The following is a 20,033-nucleotide window of genomic DNA, read 5'->3' on the forward strand; positions in this document are numbered from 1 at the left end:
TTGAAGTAGAGGCACAAATGCTGCAAGGGCAAAGAAACAATGGCTGTGATGCCAATCGGTTTCTTTGCCCTTGCAGTATTTTGTGATATTGGACTATAGGATGTCTTTAAGATTTACGGACTTGTTGTGGTCAGTCAGATAAAGAGGGGTGCGTGGGCTGTATGAGCTTGAAAACAGAGAAGCAGTTCGATCAACTTTGCCTTTGTCAACCTTGATTCCGGCCATATCGAGAGCTGTTGGTGTGAAGGAGCGGGAGCTTGAGATGAGTTTGCTGATATTGGTACGGAGCAGTGAGCCCTGCTTAGGGTACTCTTCACGATATGAATCTGAAAGCCATGCGACAAACGGAACATGGACTTGGTTCATGGATGGACGAGGCGAGGCGTGGAGAAAGTGAGTTGAACCGTTGTCAAAAATATCCTCTCCGTGATCCGACGTATATAGCAAGCCTGATTTCGCTTCCGGGATTGATTCAAGCCTCTTGATACATTCGTCAAGAAAGCGGTCTGTTGCAACGATAGTATTGTCGTATGCATTCACGAGTTGTTCGCGATTGCGCTTGACGGCTTCTTCGTAGTCACAGGGTGTGAAACGTTTATCCTCATCCGCATAACGGTCGAGATAGTTGAAATGTGAGCCGTAGGTGTGGATGACGACCAATTGTTTCACGGCTCCATTCGCTATTATTTCGTCAAGTACCGGCAGAAGTTCGGAGTCCGGTTTCCTGTTTATTTCCAATGGATTTCCACCAAGGTCATTTTCCTTGATGAATATGGTGGTATCGCTTTCGAATGCGAAAAAATCAATAAAAGAATGATTGTAACGCTGATTTGAAAGGAATGCAGTAGAGAATCCGGCTTCCTTGAAAGCAGTCACAACGCTTTTGACACGATATATGTCTGTATCGAAGTTGGTTGCATCAACGGGACTCAGAAGCATCGGGACACTTTTATGTGTGGTATTACTTTCGCTATATGCCTTCTTCCCTGAGACTATATTGTCTCTCGCTGATAAACGCGGTGTTGTATTCCGGTCATAGCCGAGCAGATGCCAGTTGGCCGCCCGGGATGTTTCGCCGATTACGAGCAGGTATATCTCACGTTCATCCTTTGGATGAGTTGATTGCGCATTGTAACGGAAGTCTGCCGAAGTCTGATGATATTCCGATGTCCGTTTTGTGCGGTCAAAAGCAAGGTAAATATTATAACCGACATTGACAGGATACAGGTCGCTTTTGGTCGAGTAGGGGGTCGGAGCACGGAAAGAACATACCAATAGCCCTGCGCCTATGAGACACACGACAGATGCAATTTTGAAATTGCTCTTGACAAAAATCGGTGTAAGTTGTATTTTCTTGCGGATGAATATATATGCTATTATGAGTGAAGGAACGTAGAGCAGAACGACGAATGTGATTACAGGCAGCATGTTGCCGAGTAGTTCAGTCACTTCCGATGAATTCGTCGTGACAAGATTCAAAAACATGTCCACGGCTATTACGCTTCGTCCGTAAAGGTTGAGCAAAACGAGCTGAAATGCGGCAAAAAACACGAGCGGAAACATCAGCCAGATGCTGCGTCCCAATTTTGGCGAGAGGCTTAGCAAAAGGTAAATGATGCCACCGGGGAGCACGATATTTGTGATTGCTCCGAGCGGAGTCAGAGGCTCGGTGTATGACAGTATGACATTCGGCAGCAGCAATGACAGCAAAAAGAAATAGTAGACAATATTCTTAAACATGACTAACCGAATTTAAATTAGAATTATGGATATTTGAAAGCCGATTTGGATGACGGCCACTTATGCGAAGACATCCAACGGATGCCTGGAACGATTCTGGCCGGAATGAGGCTTAGAAAGCCTCGTTTATGCTGAAAAGAAAACCTGAGGAATGTTTGCCAAAACCGAAGTCGAGTCTGACGTTGGAATTTTTCTTGAATTCCCAACGGTAACCGATTCCGGCTTCCGGAAGGAGACGTTTGAAACAGATGTCTGTCAGCTTATGGTACACTGTTCCTACTCCGGCCCAGACTGCTATTCCTGAACGGCGATAGACATGCTGGCGCAATTCAAAGTACAGGTCTGTTTCGCATTTGTCACGGTAACGACCCTTGTAATATGCCCTGATGGCATTACCGTCAAGACTTGGAAGTTTTCCCCAGGGAGTATGACCGAAGGTCCATTTTCCATGAATGCGTGAAGCAAGTACTCCGCCGTTCCATACAGTCCGGTATAAGTTATAACCGATTTCTGTGCTCGTGAATGCACGGTTGCCGTTCCCGAAGAAACTTGGAGAGAACAGTTGGGTCAATTCAAAGAGATGACCGCTGTTCGGTGCAGTAAGGTTGTCGCGGGTGTCCGATTGCAGCAATGCACCGGCTGATATTGTCCAATAGCGAAGGTCCTCACCCTGCCACGGAGTGTAATCGCTGATGCTGTGAGCGTTTGTATAGCTTACTTCAATGGCCGGACCAAGGAAGATGTTGTTGATGAGCCTCCATTCGTAATCTGCTGCAAGAGTTATATCGAAAAGGCTGTATTCCGTTTTATTGGCATTATCATTACCCCAGTTATATCCTATTCCCCAGAAATAAGTATTGAACGATACAAAGTCGAGAGAGTAATTCAGTCGTCGTGTATCTTTCGGGAAAACATGAGTACCCTCAATGCCGATAGAATAATATTTTTTTGTGGCCAGACTGCCTGTAAGGGATACATTGGATGTCGGAAGTAATGTGTCGGATGGACAAGTGGAATAGTCGCCCGCAATAATCAGCCCGATGCCAAAACCTTTCTCGCTTGTGTAAAATGGGCCTCCTAACGGGGCAAAATTCGGTCGCCGTGTGAGTTTGCGCTTATTGCTCTGATGAAAGTATTCAATTACGCGCGACACGATGTTACCTTTCTTTTCCGGCACGGATACTGTGGCTGAATCTGTTGCAGCAAAGCCCTCGACCGGTATTTCCTCTGCATCCATAGCAAGAGGAAACACCGATAGAAGAACTGGTATAAATAAATAGTTAACGTGACGAAACATGTCTGCAAATTTACATAAATAAATAGTTTCAACCATCCTCGGTTGAGGACTAAGATTGGACATTGAGTATAATATCCTTTCCTATTTTAGAAACGCTGTGGAATGTAAATAAGTTTCAGACGAGTTGCGTTATCGCAAGAGAGTAGATGCTGATGCGTGTCGACGGAGATGCACTTTTGATTGCCTCCATACAGCTTAGCAATGTGGCTCCGGTAGTGATCACATCATCTACAAGAAGGATATGCTTATTTTCGATAGCTTCCCGGTTTTTGACCCTATAGATGTTGCGTGTGTTAAGCAGGCGTTCGTGGGCGTTTTTTCGGGTTTGGGTCCGGTGATATGAGGCAGCAAGTGCATCGACAAGGGGTAGGGCGGTTGCCACGCTGATGCCAAGCGCTATTTCCTCAGCCTGATTATATCCGCGTTGAAGTTGCTTCAACGGATGAAGCGGGACGGGGACAATCAAATCCACGTCATCAAAAAATCCATCACCGACCAAGGTCCGTGAATGTTCCTCAGCCAATGTTTTCCCGACAATCGGGCGCCCCCGGTATTTGGTGTCATGTATAAGACGTGAATATTTGTTTTCACGGTAGTAATAAAAGAGTGATGTCGCATTCTCGATGGGATGGCCAATTGAGAACAGACGTTCATGTATATGGTTAGGACGGAATCTATGGAGATTTGTCACCGGCAATCCGACACGACATTCCAGACACATTATCCGCTCACCTCTTACGAGAGTGCGCTGACATACAGTGCAGAGGTTGGGGAATATGAGATTGACAAAACCTTCGGTCCATGCAAGGCATTGCTGTTTGAGGTTGGAGAGAGACATGATAGAAGTAAGTGCTTATTCTGTCGATTCGTGAAGTGAGGATATATTGCTACGCAGGATGTCTGCCACAAGGGGATATTCAAACCCTCTCGTCATAGCGAATTTTATAATTTTTATTTTTGCTTCGCGACTCAAGGGCCACTCTTTCAGTTGACGTGCTTTTGCTCTCATCACCCTTTGGGCTATTGAGCGATAGGCTTTGGATTCCTCGTCATCATCGAAATCCTCACATGCGATTTCTATGACTGACGGAGAAAGGCGTTTTGCCCACAGGCCCTGTTGGATTTTTCGACGCCCCCAGCCACTGAAATGAAGTTTGTCGTGGGCGTAGGCTTTTGCAAAACGTACATCATCAATGAAATTCAGTTCTTCGAGGCGTTTGATAACCTTGTTGGCATCGGAGGCTGAAAGTCCCCAGGCTGACAACTTTTTCAGTATGTCAGGGGTGCATTGCTCACACTTGGCGCACAGTCCTGCTGCACGCGAAAGCGCGTTTTCGTATGTAAGAGGGACACGGCGTTTCAACATTTTTCAACTCTATTTCTTAGCAACCATGAAACGGATTTTAGAGTGCATGTCGGGCAATAGTTGGACATCGCTCCAACCCTCCTTACGCATCCAGTCAGCAAGCTCATCAGCGGTCAGAGGATTCAGCTCAAAATACAGCGTTCCGTTATCAGAAAGTGCTTCGCGCGAATATGTAGCAATGGCCTTGTAGAATTTCAGCGCATCATTATCCGGCACAAAAAGAGCGATGTGTGGTTCGTGGTCCAGTACGTTCTTGTCCATCTCCTGCTTTTCGCTCTCCATGACGTATGGCGGATTGGACACGATGATGTCATATTGACCGTCTGCAGGGGTAAGGTTAAGTGCATCCGCTTTGCGAAAGTCCACTTTGACTTTCTGATCTGACGCATTCTCCCTGGCTACAGCTAAGGCCGCATCCGAGATGTCGATGCCCGTTACTGAAGGAAAATTCAGTGATTTAGCAAGAGCAACCGCAATGCAGCCGCTTCCTGTGCAGACATCGAGCACACGAAGGTCATTTCCGGAATTTTCCTTGACAATCATGTCCACGAGCTCTTCCGTCTCCGGACGTGGAATCAGGACATCCGGTGAGACTTTCAAGGTCATGCCGTACCAGTAGGTATCTCCATATATATATTGCACCGGTTCTCCCGCAAGGAGTTTGTCGACAGCCTCATTGACTCTGCCGATTGTGAAATCCGAGACCTCCTTGTCAGCGCGCAGGAGAAGTTCAACCTGATTCCATCCTTTGACATGTTCCATGATTGTTCGGAGAAGCCAAGTAGTCTCTCCATCTCCATAGATAGGTGCGAGTTTCCCTCGGGCCTCATCCATTAATTGTCGTAAGGTAGTCATGATTATAATTTTTTTCAAGTGAACTTCTGTTTGTCTGTTTATTTGTCTGCCAGCGGGAGCTCAATCGCGAATGTCGTACCGACGCCGATTTCCGATTTCTTTACATAAATCAGACCTCCGTGATACTCTTCGATAATGCGTTTGGTCAATGTCAGTCCGAGACCCCAGCCACGGCTCTTGGTAGTGAAACCGGGATTGAAGATTGCCTTCTGGTTTTTGCGGGCTATGCCCTTTCCGGTGTCGGAGATTTCTATCAACGCTTTTGCTTTCTCAGGGCGTATTGTTATGGAGATTGAACCGCTTCCCTCCATTGCATCGACAGCATTTTTTATGAGGTTTTCCATGACCCATTCTGTCAGTGGAGGTGACAGGGTTACAATCAGTGCTTCCGGCCAAGGCTCAACCGTCAGGCTTATACGGCGGGAAATACGGGTGGCCATGTAGTCGGCTGCATGTTCAACAATATCGTTTATGTTATAGGGTTCCATCGAAGGACGCGACCCTATTTTTGAAAAGCGGGATGCAATGGTTGAAAGCCGTTTCACATCCTTATTCATTTCCGCGACGGTTTCAGGGCTGACTCCCGACTCTTCGAGCAGTTCCATCCATGCCATCAGCGAGGAAATCGGAGTCCCGAGCTGATGTGCGGTCTCTTTTGACAAACCGACCCAAACCTTGTTTTGTTCAGCGCGTTTCGTTGACGACACGGCATAGTAGACAATCAGCACGAAAGCCAGAAGGACAAGAAGCTGGACGTATGGATAAAAACTCAGACTCTTCAACACCTTCGAATCCTCATAGTAAAGCCATTGTTTTCCGGCCTCACCCATATCTATTTCAATCACATTCTGGGTGTTGCGCAGTTCCGAAAGTTTTTCAGTCAGAAATTTCCGGTTGGTTTCGCTCAATGAAAACAATGAGAGCGAATCCACCGGTTCCGGCAGGGAAAAGTTGCGCTGCATGATGATTTCGCCTGCGTCATCCGTGAGAAGCACAGGAATTGTCCGGTTGCGTTCGATGATTGATAGCAGGAAGTCGACATTTGCACCCGAATGATTGTCGGGGCTTGGCGGATTCACAAGTTCGCGTGTGGCATCTGCCCAAATCTGCATCCTTTCGCGCTCCTGTTCGGAAAGATCACTGACAAGCGAGTCGGAATACAGCAAGAATACGCTTACCACCACTATTGACAGCAGCAGGAAGCCAATGAAGCCACGACGGCGAAGATCATAAATATTGGGATTCAAAGCGGAGGGTTTGAATGTCGTTGGACACAAATATTAGCGTTCTGGATAAACAAAACTGATAGGACTAATTGGCCCGATAAAAAGCCTGTTAGTCCTATCAGCCTTATTTTGTCAGCGTGATCAGACTGAGTGATCAGTGCTTGTCATCGACGATAGCGCAACCGGAGCAACGGTTGGAAATTTCAGTGAAGAAATCGTTACCCTTGTCGTCAACGAGGATGAAAGCGGGGAAGTCTTCAACTTCAATCTTCCAGATAGCTTCCATGCCGAGTTCGGGATATTCAAGAAGCTCTACTTTCTTGATGCTGTTCTGTGCGAGGATAGCTGCGGGACCACCGATGGAACCGAGGTAGAAACCGCCATGCTTATGACATGCGTCAGTCACCTGCTTGCTGCGGTTGCCCTTGGCAATCATGACCATTGAACCACCTGCATCCTGGAACTGATCGACGTATGAGTCCATACGTCCGGCTGTAGTCGGTCCGAAAGAGCCTGAAGGCATACCCTCGGGAGTTTTTGCAGGACCTGCATAGTAGATGGGGTGATCTTTGAGATACTGAGGCATGGGCTCACCCTTGTCAAGACGTTCTTTAATCTTGGCGTGTGCGATGTCGCGGCCAACAATGATAGTTCCGTTGAGCGAGAGGCGGGTTGCCACGGGATATTTTGTGAGTTCGGCAAGAATTTCGGACATCGGACGGTTCAGGTCAATCTTGACTGCATTTCCTTCGCCCTGCTTGCGATATTCTTCAGGAATAAGTTCGCCGGGGTTGCTGTCAAGTTTCTCAATCCAGAGACCCTCACGGTTGATTTTTGCCTTGATATTGCGGTCGGCCGAACAAGATACGCCAAGTCCGACGGGGCACGATGCACCGTGGCGGGGAAGACGGATGACACGGATGTCATGAGCGAAATATTTTCCACCGAACTGTGCGCCGAGACCGAGACGTTCAGCTTCCTTCTTAAGTGTGGCTTCAAGTTCTTTGTCGCGGAAGGCGTGGCCATACTCATTGCCGTGGTCGGGAAGATTGTCATAATACTTCACGGAAGCTTTCTTGACAGTCTCAAGATTCTTTTCAGCCGAAGTGCCGCCGATGACAAATGCGATATGATAAGGAGGACAAGCCGCAGTTCCGAGGCTCTTCATCTTCTCGACAAGGAAGGGGACGAGTGTCTTGGGATTGAGGATAGCTTTGGTCTCCTGATAGAGATATGTCTTGTTTGCTGAACCGCCACCTTTGGCAACGAAGAGGAATTTATATTCATCACCTTCGCCTGCGTGGATGTCGATCTGGGCGGGAAGGTTGCAACCGGTGTTGACCTCATCGTACATTGTGAGAGGTGCGTTCTGCGAATAGCGGAGATTGTCGGTGGTGTAGGTCAGATATACACCCTTGCTGATTTTCTCCTCGTCATCACATCCGGTGTAGACATTCTGTCCCTTTTCGCCGTGTACGATAGCTGTACCGGTATCCTGGCAGAAGGGGAGAGCGCCTTTCGCTGCCACCTCTGCATTGCGGAGCATTGTAAGGGCAACGAATTTGTCGTTTTCCGATGCTTCGGGGTCAGAGAGGATTTTAGCCACCATCTCGTTGTGTTCGCGACGGAGCATGAAAGCATTGTCGTGTGTGCAGGCACGGGCAAGCACTGTAAGGGCTTCAGGGTCAACTACGAGAAATTCGTGACCGCCCCAGTTCTCAACTTTGACGTAGTCAGAGGTGAGCTTGTAGTATTCGGTCGTATCAGGCCCGAGGGGGAACATGGGCTGATAGTGGAAAGGTTTGGTTGCCATTATCAATTATGATTTGATGATTTTACACTTGGATATTTCTTGTGACGACAAATTTACAAACTAAATTTTGAACGGCAAGCGAAACGTTAAGTTAAATTTCACGTTTCATGCCGGAATTTGAGCACTTGGCAACCTTCTCGCCATCTCCGCTTCAACTTCTTATTTGAACTTTTATGGAATTTTTGTTGAATTTTTCATGGAATCTGTAGTTTTATATTTAAAATTTATTACTTTTGCAGTGGCCTCTTGACAAAGAGAGGTGTTAACCGAAAATCTATAATAACTCATGGATTTAGTCATCCTCAATGACTCCAAACCTCGCCGGCTGGCATTTTACCTCACAGAAGAGGAATATCTTGCCCGCCGTTATCCTGACCGCGATTTCTTCTTTGCCTGGCAAGTGGAACCGTCGGTTATAATCGGGCGAAACCAGTTGCTCGAAAAAGAGATTAATGTGGATTTTTGCCATGAAAACGGCGTCGGGATTTTCCGTCGCAAGAGTGGAGGCGGTGCTGTCGTGGCCGACATGAATAATATAATGTTTTCCTATATCACATCGTCGGACGATGTCTGCACCACTTTCAGTGACTATACCTCTATGGTTGCGGAAGCACTCCGTGAGCTTGGACTTGATGCCTCGGATAATTCGCGGAACGACATTTTGATAGGTGAACGCAAAGTTTCAGGGAACGCATATTATCACCTTCCGGGACGAAGTATCGTTCACGGGACCATGTTGTATGACTACGATCCGGTCCTTATGGCCAATACACTCCGTCCGTCGAAGACAAAACTTGCATCCCACGGTGTGCAGTCGGCCCGAAGTCGTGTGACAACCGTTAAGGAGCATCTTCCGGAACTTTCAATCAACGAGTTCCTGACGCATATACTTAAAAGTGTCCCCAAAGGAGGAAACACACTCACACTTTCTCCGGAAGATATAAAGGCAATCGAGGAGATTGAAGCAACATATTATCTTCCCGGTTGGCTTGAAGGTAAGAATCCGAAAGGCTCCGTGCATTATTCCGAACGTCTGGAAGGAATTGGAGAAATCGGAGTGGATCTCACCTTGTCCAAAGGGATAATTGATTCGATTGTCCTGACCGGAGATTTCCTTGAAAACACTGATTCGGAGGATTGTCTGTCAAGATTGCTCAAAGGTGTGGCCTACACCCGCCGGGATGTAAATGAGGCCTTGCAGCAATGCAATCTGCCATCAATTATCCCCGGACTGTCTGCCGAACAATTCATCAACCTCATATTTGATTAAAACCTTAGAAAAACAACCTTATAATACCTGTCCAAATTATGGAAGAATTAAGAAAAACATGTCTTCATGACAAACATGTCGGTCTCGGTGCACAGATGAGCCCGTTCGGAGGATTCGACATGCCTATCCAGTATTCCGGTATTGTTGAAGAACACAATGCCGTCCGCAATAATTGCGGTGTATTTGATGTGTCACACATGGGCGAAGTCCTTGTGACCGGTCCTGAAGCTGAAAAATATGTCAATTATATATTTTCCAATGATGTCGAAGGGCTGCCTGACGGTGGTATCCTCTATGGCATGATGCTCAATCATAATGGTGGAGTGGTCGACGATCTGCTTGTCTACAAGCGCGGAGAAAATCACTTCCTGCTTGTCATAAACGCCTCCAACATCGCCAAAGATGTGGCTTGGATCGAAGAGCAGGCAAAGAACTTCAACGTTGACATCAAGAATATCAGTGACGAGACGGGCGAAATCGCCGTCCAAGGTCCGGAAGCAGAAGCCGCTCTTGAAGAAATCCTCGCGATTCCATGCAAGGAACTTACTTTCTATACATTCAAGGAACTCGACCGTGACGGAAAGCATCTTATTGTAAGCCGCACCGGTTACACAGGAGAGGATGGATTCGAAATCTATGCCGATCATGGAACCATCCGCGATCTTTGGGACAAATTGATGGCCTCCGGCAAGGTTGCGCCCTGCGGGCTCGGTTGCCGTGATACACTCCGTTTTGAAGTAGGCCTCCCGCTCTATGGCGATGAGCTTGCCGATGACATTACTCCGGTCGAAGCCTGTCTGTCAATGTTTGTCAAACTCAACAAACCTGAATTCATAGGTCGTGAAGTCATCGAACGTCAAAAGGCGGAAGGTGCCCCCCGCAAGCTCGTGGGTCTTGAACTGGCCGACCGTGCCATTCCCCGTCACGGTTACGAGGTGCTTAACGCTGATGACGAGGTCATCGGCTATGTGACCACAGGCTATCGCGGAATCTCGGTAGACAAGAGCATTGCTGCCGCACTAATCCAGACACCATACGCCGTAAAGGACAACGAACTGAAAATCCGCATCCGACGCAAGACTTTCCCTGCAAAAGTCGTTGCAAAAAAATTCTATAAGAAATCATACAAGAAATAACTATCATTTTAAATAATCAACCCAACCCTTCACATTTTAAAATTTACAATTATGAGCAAGACATATTATTCTCCCTCTCACGAATACGTTACAGTTGACGGCAACATCGGTTATATCGGCATCAGCGATTACGCACAGCAAGCACTCGGCAATGTTGTCTATGTCGACATGCCGGAAGATGGTGATGACCTGGTGGCAGGCGAGGATTTCGGTGCTGTTGAGAGCGTCAAGGCTGCAAGCGATCTTTTCGCTCCTGTCAGCGGTGCAGTTGTTGAAATCAACGAACAGCTCATCGACAACCCCCGTCTCATCAACGAAGATGCAATGGCCAACTGGATTGTCAAGGTTGAACTGACCGATCCGTCCGAACTCGACAATCTTATGGACGAGGAAGCTTACCGCGCCCATTGCGAAGCTGAAAAGCACTGATCCATACATTCTCTCTGTATCTCACCCGAAACACTTACAACGTGACACACAGATATTTTCCACATACACCCGCGGACATTGCAGCAATGCTTGAACGCTGCGGCATGAAAAGCCTTGAAGAGCTTTACAGCGATGTCCCCGAAAGCCTGAAACTGAAGCGCGACTATGAGCTTCAGCCTCAGATGAGCGAAAAAGAGGTCCGCGATTTCTTCGAGGAACTTGCCGTTCGCAATCAGCCATTGACATGTTTTGCCGGAGCCGGTTTCTATGACCACTATACTCCCGCTGTGGTGCAGTCAATTGCCGCACGTTCGGAATTCCTCACCGCTTATACCCCTTATCAGCCTGAAATCTCGCAGGGAACACTGCAATATATCTTCGAGTATCAGTCGATGATGACACAGTTGACCGGCATGGAGGTTTCAAACGCATCGATGTATGACGGCACGACCGCTTTGGCCGAGGCCATGCTTATGGCTGTCAGTCATGCGCGCAAGAAAAACCGCGTGATTGTATCAGCTACTCTCAATCCGATTTACCGCGAAGTCATTGATACCTACGCACACTATCATGGCGTGACAGTCGATACAATTCCCGAGGCCGACGGCATCACAGATCTCAACGCAATGCGCGAGATGCTTGCAGCAGGGGATGTAGCAGGAGTGATTTTGCCGACGCCTAATTTCTACGGTATCTTGGAAGACTATACCGGAGTGGCCGATGCTATCCATGCCGCCAAAGCTCTTCTTATCATGACCGCTCCCGCTTCGGCTCTCGGAGTAATCCGCACACCGGGAGAGTGGGGGGCTGATATTGCCGCCGGTGAGGCGCAGTCGCTCGGTATGCCTCTGAACTTCGGAGGACCTTATCTTGGCTATATCTGCTGTACAAAAGCACTCATCCGCAAACTTCCCGGCAGAATCGTAGGTGCGACTACCGATGCTGACGGTCAGCGCGTGTTCGTTCTTACACTTCAGGCCCGCGAACAGCATATCCGTCGCGACAAAGCTACTTCCAACATCTGTTCCAACCAAGGACTCATGGCTCTCTATGTAGGGATGTATCTCTCTCTCATGGGGGCGAAAGGACTGCGCGAGGTCAACGAACTTTCCGCTGCCGGTGCCCATTATCTCGCCAACCGCCTCGTTGAAAGCGGAGCATTTGAACTCAAATATCCCGAACGTCCCTTCCTCAATGAATTTGTCGTTAAATTCAAGGGAGAGGTCAAGCTTGCCGATTTTGTTGAAGTCTGCAATTCCTGTGGCTGTCTGCCCGGTGTCATGATTTCCGACGACGAACTCCTTGTATGCGTCACCGAGACCCGTACCAAGGAGGAGATTGACCGATATGCGTGGCGTGCGGAAACTTTTTCGAAAGCTACCGTTCCGGCGATGAACAATACTGATATGTCCAACTGATTGAAGTCCCGAAACCATGAATAAGAAATATTACGGAAAAGTAATTTTTGAGCTCTCGCGTCCGGGACGTCAGGGCTATAGTCTACCAGCTAACGGTTGTGAGGATGCTCTTTCCGGACTTCCGTCCGATTTGCTTCGCACGAAATCTCCGGAACTTCCTGAAGTGGATGAGCTGACGGTCGTAAGACACTACAACAATATGTCCACCAATAACTTTGGTGTGGATACAGGCTTCTATCCTCTCGGCTCATGCACAATGAAGTACAATCCCAAAATCAATGAGGAAATGGCTTCATTGCCGGCATTTACAGCTCTGCATCCTTTCCAGCCTTCGGCAACTGTTCAGGGTGCTCTTGAAGCTTACTACACCTTGCAGCAGATGTTGAGTGAAATTGGTGGAATGGCTGAGTTCACGCTCAATCCCTACGCAGGTGCCCACGGAGAGTTGACCGGTCTTATGGTCATCCGTGCTTATCATGAAAGCCGAGGCGACATGAAACGCACAAAGGTGATTGTTCCCGACTCGGCTCACGGAACAAATCCTGCATCAGCAGCTGTAGCCGGATTGAAAGTTGTCGAGGTTAAGAGTCTTCCTGACGGTACGGTCGATGTGGAGGCATTGCGCCCGCTTCTTGATGAGACAGTGGCTGCTGTCATGATGACCAATCCCAACACCGTCGGAATCTTCGAGCACAATATTCCTGAGATTGCCGAGATGGTTCATGCCTGCGGTGCGCTCCTCTACTATGATGGTGCAAATCTCAATCCGCTGTTAGGTGTGGCTCGTCCGGGCGACATGGGATTTGATGTGATGCACATTAATCTCCACAAGACTTTCTCCACTCCTCATGGCGGTGGCGGTCCCGGTTCCGGTCCGGTTGGTGTACGCGCAGGTCTCGAACAGTTCTTGCCCAACCCTCGTGTGGTAAAACATACAGGCGACAATGGAGATCCGCTTTTCCATCTTGATTTCGGCACTGAGAAGGGCCCACATGCGCTCGGACGTATTTCTGCGTGGCTTGGAAACTTTGCAGTCGAGCTCCGCGCCTTGGCCTACATACTTTCGCTCGGAAAGGATGGCCTGAAACTCGCAGGAACACTTGCGACACTCAATGCCAACTACATCAAGGAATCGCTCCGCGATCTCTATGAATTGCCGATTGACCGTGTATGCAAACATGAATTTGTGTTTGACGGTCTTGCTGACAAGTCTACCGGCGTTACGACACTCAATGTCGCCAAACGACTTCTTGACCACGGATTCCATGCTCCGACCATATATTTCCCGCTTCTTTTCCATGAATCACTCATGATTGAACCGACGGAGACTGAAAGCAAGGAAACGCTCGACGAGTTTATCGCTGTGATGCGCGACATTGCCCGTGAAGCTGCGGAAACTCCGGATGTGGTGAAGAACGCACCGCTTGAAACTCCCATCCGCAAACCGGATGATACGGCGGCCGCACTCAATCCGGTTGTGACTTTTGCTGATCTTTAACACCGTGCAAAACTCTTCCTTATGGAAAAGTCAGATTTAATAATTATCGGGGCCGGCCCCGGCGGCTATGAAACAGCCGTCGAGGCCGCGGCCCACGGTAAGACTGTCACGTTGATTGAACGTGCGCAGCCGGGTGGAACATGCCTCAATCGCGGGTGTATCCCGACAAAGGCTCTATGCCGTTCGGCTGAAGTGGCCATGACTCTTGCAGAAGCAGCCGATTACGGTTTCTCCGCTGCAAATTCGGTCCTTGATTTTCCTGCTGTAATGCAGCGCAAGGACAGGATTGTCGGTGAACTCCGTGAGGGAGTAGCTACTCTTTTGAAAGATGTAAATGTCATCAATGGAGAAGCCCGCTTCAAGACTCCTTCAATTGTGGAGGTTGACGGCCAAGAGTATACTGCGCCTGAAATTATAATCGCGACGGGGTCGGCTCCGGCTATGCTCCCTATCGAGGGTAAGGAACTTTGTCTGACAAGCGATGAGATTCTCTCGCTCGATACATTACCGAAATCACTTTGCGTGATTGGTGGTGGTGTAATCGGAATGGAATTTGCATCTGTTTTCGCGGCTTTCGGAGTGGAAGTGACGATTGTGGAATACTGCAAGGAGATACTTCCTCCATTTGATGCAGAAATCGCCAAGCGTTTGCGTATGTCGCTCAAACGCCGTGGTATAAATATTATCACAGGAGCGGAGGTCAAGTCCATATCGGCCGGCCCTGTGGTCAACTACTCGGTAAAGGGAAAGGAAAAGACGGTTGAAGCTGAGGCTGTGCTGATGGCAGTCGGTCGTCAGCCTGTCGTCCCCGATGGTTTGACTGAACTCGGTGTCAAGTTCAACCGCAGAGCGATTGCCGTCAATGATGACATGACAGTGAAATTCGAGGATGGCAAGGCTCCGTCAGATGTCAAGCTTTATGCAATTGGTGATGTGAACGGCCGTTGTATGCTTGCACATGCTGCCACCATGCATGGCAAGGTAGCTCTCGGTCTTACCTCGCTCACGGATGTGATTCCTTCGGCTGTTTTCACATATCCCGAATGTGCTATGGTCGGTCTGACGGAAGAAAAATGTGCCGAACTCGGACGCAATGTAAAAATAGGTAAGGCTACTTTCAGGGCGAATGGAAAGGCTCTTGCAATGGGCGAACCGGACGGCCTTGTAAAAGTGATTGCTGATGCAGAAACCGATGAACTTCTCGGCTGTCATATCTGCGGCGCTCATGCTGCGGATCTCGTGCAGGAAATAGCAACTGCTATGCAGGCAGGATTAAAGGCATCAGCCATCTCATCCACGGTTCATGCACATCCGACACTCGGAGAAGTCGTTCTTTCAGCAATCCCTAAGTAAATCTAAAGGGAACAGCCTATAAAATCAGGATGCATGTCAATTTCGGCAGAAGATTGGTTAAATCTTCAATATGCCGAGACTGACATGCATCCTGATTTTATAGGCTGTTCCCTTTGAATTATTCCTCGTCCGGGGGGAAGAGCTTGTCTTCGCGGTCAAGATGGAAATCTTTGGTGAGCAGGGCAAGGAATTTTGAAATCTGAGTGATGGCTGTCTGAGTTTCGGGAGTGATTTCCTTGCTTTGCAGACGTAGCATCAACATACCGTAAAGAGCATTGAAACATGTCTCGATCTCACCGGTCGGATTTTCTCCGGATTTGGCACGAAGCTCGACAATATAGGGCAGAGTCTTATAGAACTCGGCGGTATATTCCGGGAAGCGGGGATCTTTCAGAAGTGCGAGATGGAGATCCGTAAGCTGGATGATGACATTTTTGTTGAGTTGGAGATGTCCGCTTTTCTCAACATTCTCGCGACGCATCATGTCAATCAGTGATTCATACCATTCGACCATCTCTTTTTCCTGTGCCGGTTCGAGATGAAACTTGTCGATTACGTTGGCTTTTATGCGGTCTATATCAAGCCCGTTAGCTCGGATAATATCTTCAATCTGCCACATATAAAGCAGATATTCCGCGATGTTTTCCTTATGTTTCTGAGATGCTATATACATTGATGATTATAATTTATTCAGTGAAAGTTGTTCTACAAAAGTAACACATTCCTCCCAAAATTGGTGCGCGGTTGCGCCAATATTTGTATTTTTGCATCAAAATTCACCATCAAACCAAGCTTTCTATGCTCACGACCGATAAACATTCATGTAATATACTTGCTGATCTTCTCGTGGCTCACGGAGTGCGCCATGTCGTTCTTTCTCCGGGAAGCCGCAACGCTCCGCTGGTGCTTGCGCTTTCGCGCAGGGAGGATTTGCAAACGGATGTTGTCATCGATGAGCGTTCGGCAGCCTTCATCGCACTCGGAATGTCGATCCAGAGCGGAGAGCCTGTAGCCATTGTATGCACGAGCGGATCGGCACTCCTGAACTATGCTCCTGCTGTAGCGGAAGCGTTTTACCGCTGCGCGCCGTTGATTATAATATCCGCAGACCGTCCGGAAGAATGGATTGACCAGGATGATTCCCAGACCATCTGGCAACAGAATGCTCTTGCGCCATACGTCAAACGCAGTTGTGATATACCTGCACATACTGATTTCCCGAACGGAAAATGGGTTTGCAACCGTCTTATCAATGACCTGTTGCTTGAGGCAGTGAACGGACGGCGTGGACCTGTGCATATCAATATCCGATTGGATGCGCCATTGAACAAATTGGCCGATTATGCGGAAAATGCCAGTCGTGTCATACGGATGGTTTCACCATCCGTTGAGTTGCCGACCGCAGAAGCGAGGAAAATAGGGGAGAGCATTGCATCTCCCCGCAAGGTGCTCATTATAGTCGGATTCCACGAGCCTGATGAGAAGCTCAACAGGGCATTGGCAAAACTTGCCAAATTGCCGAATGTGGCAGTTATGACCGAGACCATTGCAAATCTTCATTCACCGCTGTTCATCAACCGCATTGATTCAACACTCTGCCGTCTTTCAAATTCTGAACGGCAAGAGCTTGCACCGGATGTGGTGATAACGGCAGGTGGTGCGCTGGTGTCGCGCTTTGTTAAGGATTGGTTGCGGCAACTGGATAATGTCGAGCATTGGCATGTTGGCTTATCTCACACGACGATTGACTGTTTCAAACACCTTTCATTGCGTGTCGAGATGCGTCCGGCCATATTTTTGCGTCAGCTTGCATCAGCGCTGCAGATTTTCAAGAATCCAAGTAATTATGCCGCACGTTGGCGTGATTTAGCTGCAAAAGCAGATATACTTCACCAATCGTATCTTAAAAAAGCTCCGTGGTCCGACATGAAAGCGTTCGGCTATCTGATTCCAAACATTCCGGCGCGTTGGAATCTGCAGTTGTCTAATGGCACGCCCATCCGATACGCCCAATTAATGGATTGCAACCATCTGCATCGTTGTGATTGTAACCGTGGAGTGAGCGGCATTGACGGTTGCAGTTCAACTGCGCTCGGAGCATCAACGATGTATTCCGGCACCACCTTACTTATAACCGGGGATATGAGCTGTCAGTACGATCTTGCGGCTCTTTCGTCAATGCTTGTGACACCAAAGTTCAAAATAATAGTAATCTGCAACGAAGGGGGTGGAATTTTCAGATTCATTCCCTCCACATCATCGCTCCCGGAACTTGAAAAATATTTTGCCGTAGGAACTCGCTTGCCTCTCCGTCAGCTTGCGGATGGCTATGGCTTCCACTATGGTGAAGCTCATGACTTTGAGGAATTGAAAAGAGCATTCGCAGAATTTGTTTCTGTCAATGACCGACCGGCAATATTGGCTGTTTTTACTCCTCCGGTTGAATCGGCCGAAGTCTTGAAACAATATTTTCAGCAGCCGTAAGTGAATCCGGTTTGCCTATGTCTATCCAGTTGTATTCCTGCGACGGAAGATAGCCTTTTATTCTCAAAGCTGCGCATGAATCAGTGTAGAACGGAGTGATTGAGAATTTAGCTTCATCCGTATAAGAAGCAAGCATCGGAAAAATAGACGGATTGACGATATGAACGCCTCCGAATGCCAAAGGTTGAATCTCCTTCTCGAAACAACCCTGATTCTCCATGAGATTTCCAAAAGGCGAACGCACTTCCTCGGTTTTCACATTCTTCCATCCGACCATGCGCATATTTCTGTCAAACAACAGATAGCGAGAAGTTGACCGATTGGCAACAAGAAGAGTTGCATCGGATTCGGACAGTGAATGTGCGCGCTCCATTTCCTGAATGTCGAAATCAGTCAGAATATCGGCGTTATGGATGAGTATGGGTTCTTGACCTTCAAGAAATCCGCGTGCTTTAAGCAGTCCGCCACCGGTGTCAAGAAGTTGGTCACGTTCATCACTGATTGAAATGCTGATACCGAAATTATTGTTGGTGTTCAGATAGTCGATGATAGCTTCGCCATGATGATGGACGTTGACAACCATATCAGTGATACCTGCCGATTTCAATTTTAGGATTACACGTTTCAACATCGGTTCGCCACCGACTTCCACAAGTGCTTTCGGCTTTTCTCGGGTAATGTCGCCTAAACGAGTACCGAGCCCTGCGGCAAAAATCATAGCTTTCATAGTGTACGGTCGATATTTTGTTCGCGATGGATGAGATGGACTTTGACGTGAGGGAATTTAGCCTTTATATGTTCAGCCATTTTTTGAGCGCCATAGACACTGCGGTGTTGCCCACCGGTGCAACCGAAGTTGACGGACAGGGACGTGAAACCACGACGGTCATAACACTCAACAGACGGGTCGACAAGTCCGAAGCAATGGTCAAGGAAAGTTATGATTTCTCCTTTGTGTTCCAGAAACTCGATGACCGGGCCATCAAGACCCGTGATTTTCTTATACTCCTCATAGCGTCCCGGATTTTCCATACCACGGCAGTCAAACACAAAACCACCTCCGTTGCCCGACAAGTCGGCAGGAATTCCTTTCTTATAGGAAAAACTTATCACCGTCACTGTCAGCGAGCTTTCTTGCAGGATGTTTGCAGCAGGTGGAGTTTTTTCTTTTTCAACTACTGATGCAAGCACCTTCATGAGGTAGGGATATTCATCCAACGCACCATCATTGATGATTGATGCGAGGTTGTCGATTGCAGCCGGTATGCTCTTCAAAAAATGTGGTTTTCGCTCAAATTTACCCCTGAAACCGTACGCTCCCAAAACTTGCAGAGTTCGGAGCAAATAGAATTCGCGGAAGCGTCTTTTGAATTCCGAGCTGTCAATGTCGACATATCTGGATGCACTTTCGATATATGTATCGACAAGCATTTCCCTTACATCTTGCGGGAAGGCTGCACGCGCCTGAGTGACGAAGGAAACGATGTCATATTCCGCCGGTCCGCGACGTCCACCCTGAAAATCTATGAAGTAAGGCTCGCCATCCTTTATCATGACGTTGCGTGATTGGAAGTCACGATACATAAATGTTCCCTTTGGATTTACAGATAACCGTGCCGCCATTTTCCGGAAATCTTGTTCGAGTTCTGATTCACGATATGAAACACCTGTCGTATTCAGAAAACAATACTTGAAATAATTCAAGTCCCAAAGTATAGCTTGCTCATCAAAATCGCTTACCGGATAACATTTTGAAAAGTCGAGTCCTTCCACTCCTTTATATTGGAAATCCGGAAGGATGGCAACTGCCTTTTTCAGCAATTCGATTGAGGAACGTTCATCAAACAATTGCCTATCGCCCAAATCTTCCTGCAAATATGCGGAAAAATCATCTGCTACGGCAATAACCTCAGGAACGGGAAGCCCCTTTGACCGGAAATGTTTTGAAAGATAGATGAACGACTTGTTTTCGTCCTCGGAACAGCCGATGACTCCGACCACCGTCTCCGGACCGGTCAGACGGAAGTATTGGCGATTGCTTCCTGCTTGCGTAAGAGGAAGGATCGAAAGAGGGGAGACCCCGAACTTTTTTGCGTATAAATCCTTTAACATTTTAAGAAAACGTTTCGACAAAAGTAGTCAAAATAT

The 20,033-nt window shown here is 47.9% G+C and carries 17 protein-coding genes; 7 read left to right on the top strand and 10 right to left on the bottom strand.

Going from position 1 to position 20,033, the window contains the following annotated elements:
• Positions 1-93: 93 nt before the first annotated feature.
• The 7 genes from QZ310_RS00420 to QZ310_RS00450 all read right to left on the bottom strand — a co-directional run bounded on the left by QZ310_RS00420 (position 94) and on the right by QZ310_RS00450 (position 8,297).
• The gene (locus QZ310_RS00420; protein WP_297069191.1) at positions 94-1,740 is read right to left on the bottom strand and encodes a lipid A phosphoethanolamine transferase; all 1,647 of its coding nucleotides are present in this window, start codon (positions 1,738-1,740) and stop codon (positions 94-96) included.
• A gap of 112 nt (positions 1,741-1,852) precedes the next feature.
• Positions 1,853-2,977: a BamA/TamA family outer membrane protein gene (locus QZ310_RS00425; protein ID WP_297069193.1), complete on the bottom strand. Its 1,125-nt coding sequence runs from the start codon at positions 2,975-2,977 to the stop codon at positions 1,853-1,855.
• Positions 2,978-3,152: 175 nt separating this feature from the next.
• Positions 3,153-3,875: a ComF family protein gene (locus QZ310_RS00430; protein WP_297069195.1), complete on the bottom strand. Its 723-nt coding sequence runs from the start codon at positions 3,873-3,875 to the stop codon at positions 3,153-3,155.
• Positions 3,876-3,890: 15 nt separating this feature from the next.
• Positions 3,891-4,403, bottom strand: a complete 513-nt coding sequence (locus QZ310_RS00435; RefSeq protein ID WP_297069197.1) for a regulatory protein RecX — start codon at positions 4,401-4,403, stop codon at positions 3,891-3,893.
• A gap of 9 nt (positions 4,404-4,412) precedes the next feature.
• Complete coding sequence (gene prmC, locus QZ310_RS00440; RefSeq protein ID WP_297069199.1) at positions 4,413-5,258, bottom strand: peptide chain release factor N(5)-glutamine methyltransferase; 846 nt, start codon at positions 5,256-5,258, stop codon at positions 4,413-4,415.
• 38 nt (positions 5,259-5,296) lie between these two features.
• Positions 5,297-6,505: an ATP-binding protein gene (locus QZ310_RS00445; RefSeq protein ID WP_297069201.1), complete on the bottom strand. Its 1,209-nt coding sequence runs from the start codon at positions 6,503-6,505 to the stop codon at positions 5,297-5,299.
• A gap of 133 nt (positions 6,506-6,638) precedes the next feature.
• Positions 6,639-8,297 (bottom strand): fumarate hydratase, encoded by a 1,659-nt coding sequence (locus QZ310_RS00450; protein ID WP_297069203.1) that lies wholly within the window; start codon positions 8,295-8,297, stop codon positions 6,639-6,641.
• Between the two features lie 286 nt (positions 8,298-8,583).
• Between QZ310_RS00450 and QZ310_RS00455 the strand changes: the two genes are divergently transcribed.
• Genes QZ310_RS00455 through lpdA form a run of 6 tightly spaced genes read left to right on the top strand, consistent with a single transcriptional unit; the run spans position 8,584 to position 15,401 of the window.
• Positions 8,584-9,567: a lipoate--protein ligase gene (locus tag QZ310_RS00455; protein ID WP_297069206.1), complete on the top strand. Its 984-nt coding sequence runs from the start codon at positions 8,584-8,586 to the stop codon at positions 9,565-9,567.
• A 38-nt stretch (positions 9,568-9,605) separates the two neighbouring features.
• Positions 9,606-10,703, top strand: a complete 1,098-nt coding sequence (gcvT, locus tag QZ310_RS00460; RefSeq protein WP_297069208.1) for a glycine cleavage system aminomethyltransferase GcvT — start codon at positions 9,606-9,608, stop codon at positions 10,701-10,703.
• Positions 10,704-10,754: 51 nt separating this feature from the next.
• A complete protein-coding gene (gene gcvH, locus QZ310_RS00465) occupies positions 10,755-11,132 on the top strand; it encodes a glycine cleavage system protein GcvH (RefSeq protein WP_297069210.1) in 378 nt (125 codons plus the stop codon).
• Positions 11,133-11,173: 41 nt separating this feature from the next.
• Complete coding sequence (gene gcvPA / locus QZ310_RS00470; protein ID WP_297069212.1) at positions 11,174-12,550, top strand: aminomethyl-transferring glycine dehydrogenase subunit GcvPA; 1,377 nt, start codon at positions 11,174-11,176, stop codon at positions 12,548-12,550.
• 16 nt (positions 12,551-12,566) lie between these two features.
• Positions 12,567-14,048: an aminomethyl-transferring glycine dehydrogenase subunit GcvPB gene (gene gcvPB / locus QZ310_RS00475; RefSeq protein WP_297069213.1), complete on the top strand. Its 1,482-nt coding sequence runs from the start codon at positions 12,567-12,569 to the stop codon at positions 14,046-14,048.
• Positions 14,049-14,069: 21 nt separating this feature from the next.
• Positions 14,070-15,401: a dihydrolipoyl dehydrogenase gene (lpdA, locus tag QZ310_RS00480; protein ID WP_297069215.1), complete on the top strand. Its 1,332-nt coding sequence runs from the start codon at positions 14,070-14,072 to the stop codon at positions 15,399-15,401.
• Between the two features lie 118 nt (positions 15,402-15,519).
• On the opposite strand, the gene QZ310_RS00485 is transcribed toward lpdA, so the two are convergent.
• A complete protein-coding gene (locus tag QZ310_RS00485) occupies positions 15,520-16,074 on the bottom strand; it encodes a DUF4924 family protein (RefSeq protein WP_297069217.1) in 555 nt (184 codons plus the stop codon).
• 125 nt (positions 16,075-16,199) lie between these two features.
• Here QZ310_RS00485 and menD point away from each other — a divergent pair, with 125 nt between their 5' ends.
• Entirely contained in the window at positions 16,200-17,885 is a 1,686-nt protein-coding gene (gene menD / locus QZ310_RS00490) for a 2-succinyl-5-enolpyruvyl-6-hydroxy-3-cyclohexene-1-carboxylic-acid synthase (RefSeq protein ID WP_297069219.1), read from the top strand.
• Here menD and QZ310_RS00495 read toward each other — a convergent pair.
• Together QZ310_RS00495 and QZ310_RS00500 are read right to left on the bottom strand one after the other, a co-directional pair.
• Positions 17,830-18,612: a nucleotidyltransferase family protein gene (locus QZ310_RS00495; protein ID WP_297069221.1), complete on the bottom strand. Its 783-nt coding sequence runs from the start codon at positions 18,610-18,612 to the stop codon at positions 17,830-17,832. The two genes, menD and QZ310_RS00495, sit on opposite strands and share 56 nt — an antisense overlap.
• Positions 18,609-19,997 carry an RNase adapter RapZ gene (locus tag QZ310_RS00500; RefSeq protein ID WP_297069223.1) on the bottom strand — a complete coding sequence of 463 codons (1,389 nt, stop codon included), beginning with the start codon at positions 19,995-19,997 and terminating at the stop codon, positions 18,609-18,611. The genes QZ310_RS00495 and QZ310_RS00500 overlap by 4 nt, the downstream gene beginning before the upstream one ends.
• Positions 19,998-20,033 lie beyond the last annotated feature (36 nt).

The sequence above is a fragment of the uncultured Duncaniella sp. genome, assembly GCF_910577345.1.
In the GTDB taxonomy this organism is placed as follows: Bacteria; Bacteroidota; Bacteroidia; order Bacteroidales; family Muribaculaceae; genus Duncaniella.

What these genes read in the sequence shown, in the direction of transcription:
- QZ310_RS00425 (WP_297069193.1), bottom strand. Translation starts at nt 2,977, where the DNA reads ATGGATGCAGAGGAAATACCGGTCGAGGGCTTTGCTGCAACAGATTCA.
- lpdA (WP_297069215.1), top strand. Translation starts at nt 14,070, where the DNA reads ATGGAAAAGTCAGATTTAATAATTATCGGGGCCGGCCCCGGCGGCTAT.
- gcvPB (WP_297069213.1), top strand. Translation starts at nt 12,567, where the DNA reads ATGAATAAGAAATATTACGGAAAAGTAATTTTTGAGCTCTCGCGTCCG.
- prmC (WP_297069199.1), bottom strand. Translation starts at nt 5,258, where the DNA reads ATGACTACCTTACGACAATTAATGGATGAGGCCCGAGGGAAACTCGCA.
- QZ310_RS00485 (WP_297069217.1), bottom strand. Translation starts at nt 16,074, where the DNA reads ATGTATATAGCATCTCAGAAACATAAGGAAAACATCGCGGAATATCTG.
- QZ310_RS00495 (WP_297069221.1), bottom strand. Translation starts at nt 18,612, where the DNA reads ATGAAAGCTATGATTTTTGCCGCAGGGCTCGGTACTCGTTTAGGCGAC.
- QZ310_RS00420 (WP_297069191.1), bottom strand. Translation starts at nt 1,740, where the DNA reads ATGTTTAAGAATATTGTCTACTATTTCTTTTTGCTGTCATTGCTGCTG.
- gcvT (WP_297069208.1), top strand. Translation starts at nt 9,606, where the DNA reads ATGGAAGAATTAAGAAAAACATGTCTTCATGACAAACATGTCGGTCTC.
- QZ310_RS00500 (WP_297069223.1), bottom strand. Translation starts at nt 19,997, where the DNA reads ATGTTAAAGGATTTATACGCAAAAAAGTTCGGGGTCTCCCCTCTTTCG.
- QZ310_RS00430 (WP_297069195.1), bottom strand. Translation starts at nt 3,875, where the DNA reads ATGTCTCTCTCCAACCTCAAACAGCAATGCCTTGCATGGACCGAAGGT.
- gcvH (WP_297069210.1), top strand. Translation starts at nt 10,755, where the DNA reads ATGAGCAAGACATATTATTCTCCCTCTCACGAATACGTTACAGTTGAC.
- QZ310_RS00435 (WP_297069197.1), bottom strand. Translation starts at nt 4,403, where the DNA reads ATGTTGAAACGCCGTGTCCCTCTTACATACGAAAACGCGCTTTCGCGT.
- QZ310_RS00455 (WP_297069206.1), top strand. Translation starts at nt 8,584, where the DNA reads ATGGATTTAGTCATCCTCAATGACTCCAAACCTCGCCGGCTGGCATTT.
- QZ310_RS00450 (WP_297069203.1), bottom strand. Translation starts at nt 8,297, where the DNA reads ATGGCAACCAAACCTTTCCACTATCAGCCCATGTTCCCCCTCGGGCCT.
- menD (WP_297069219.1), top strand. Translation starts at nt 16,200, where the DNA reads ATGCTCACGACCGATAAACATTCATGTAATATACTTGCTGATCTTCTC.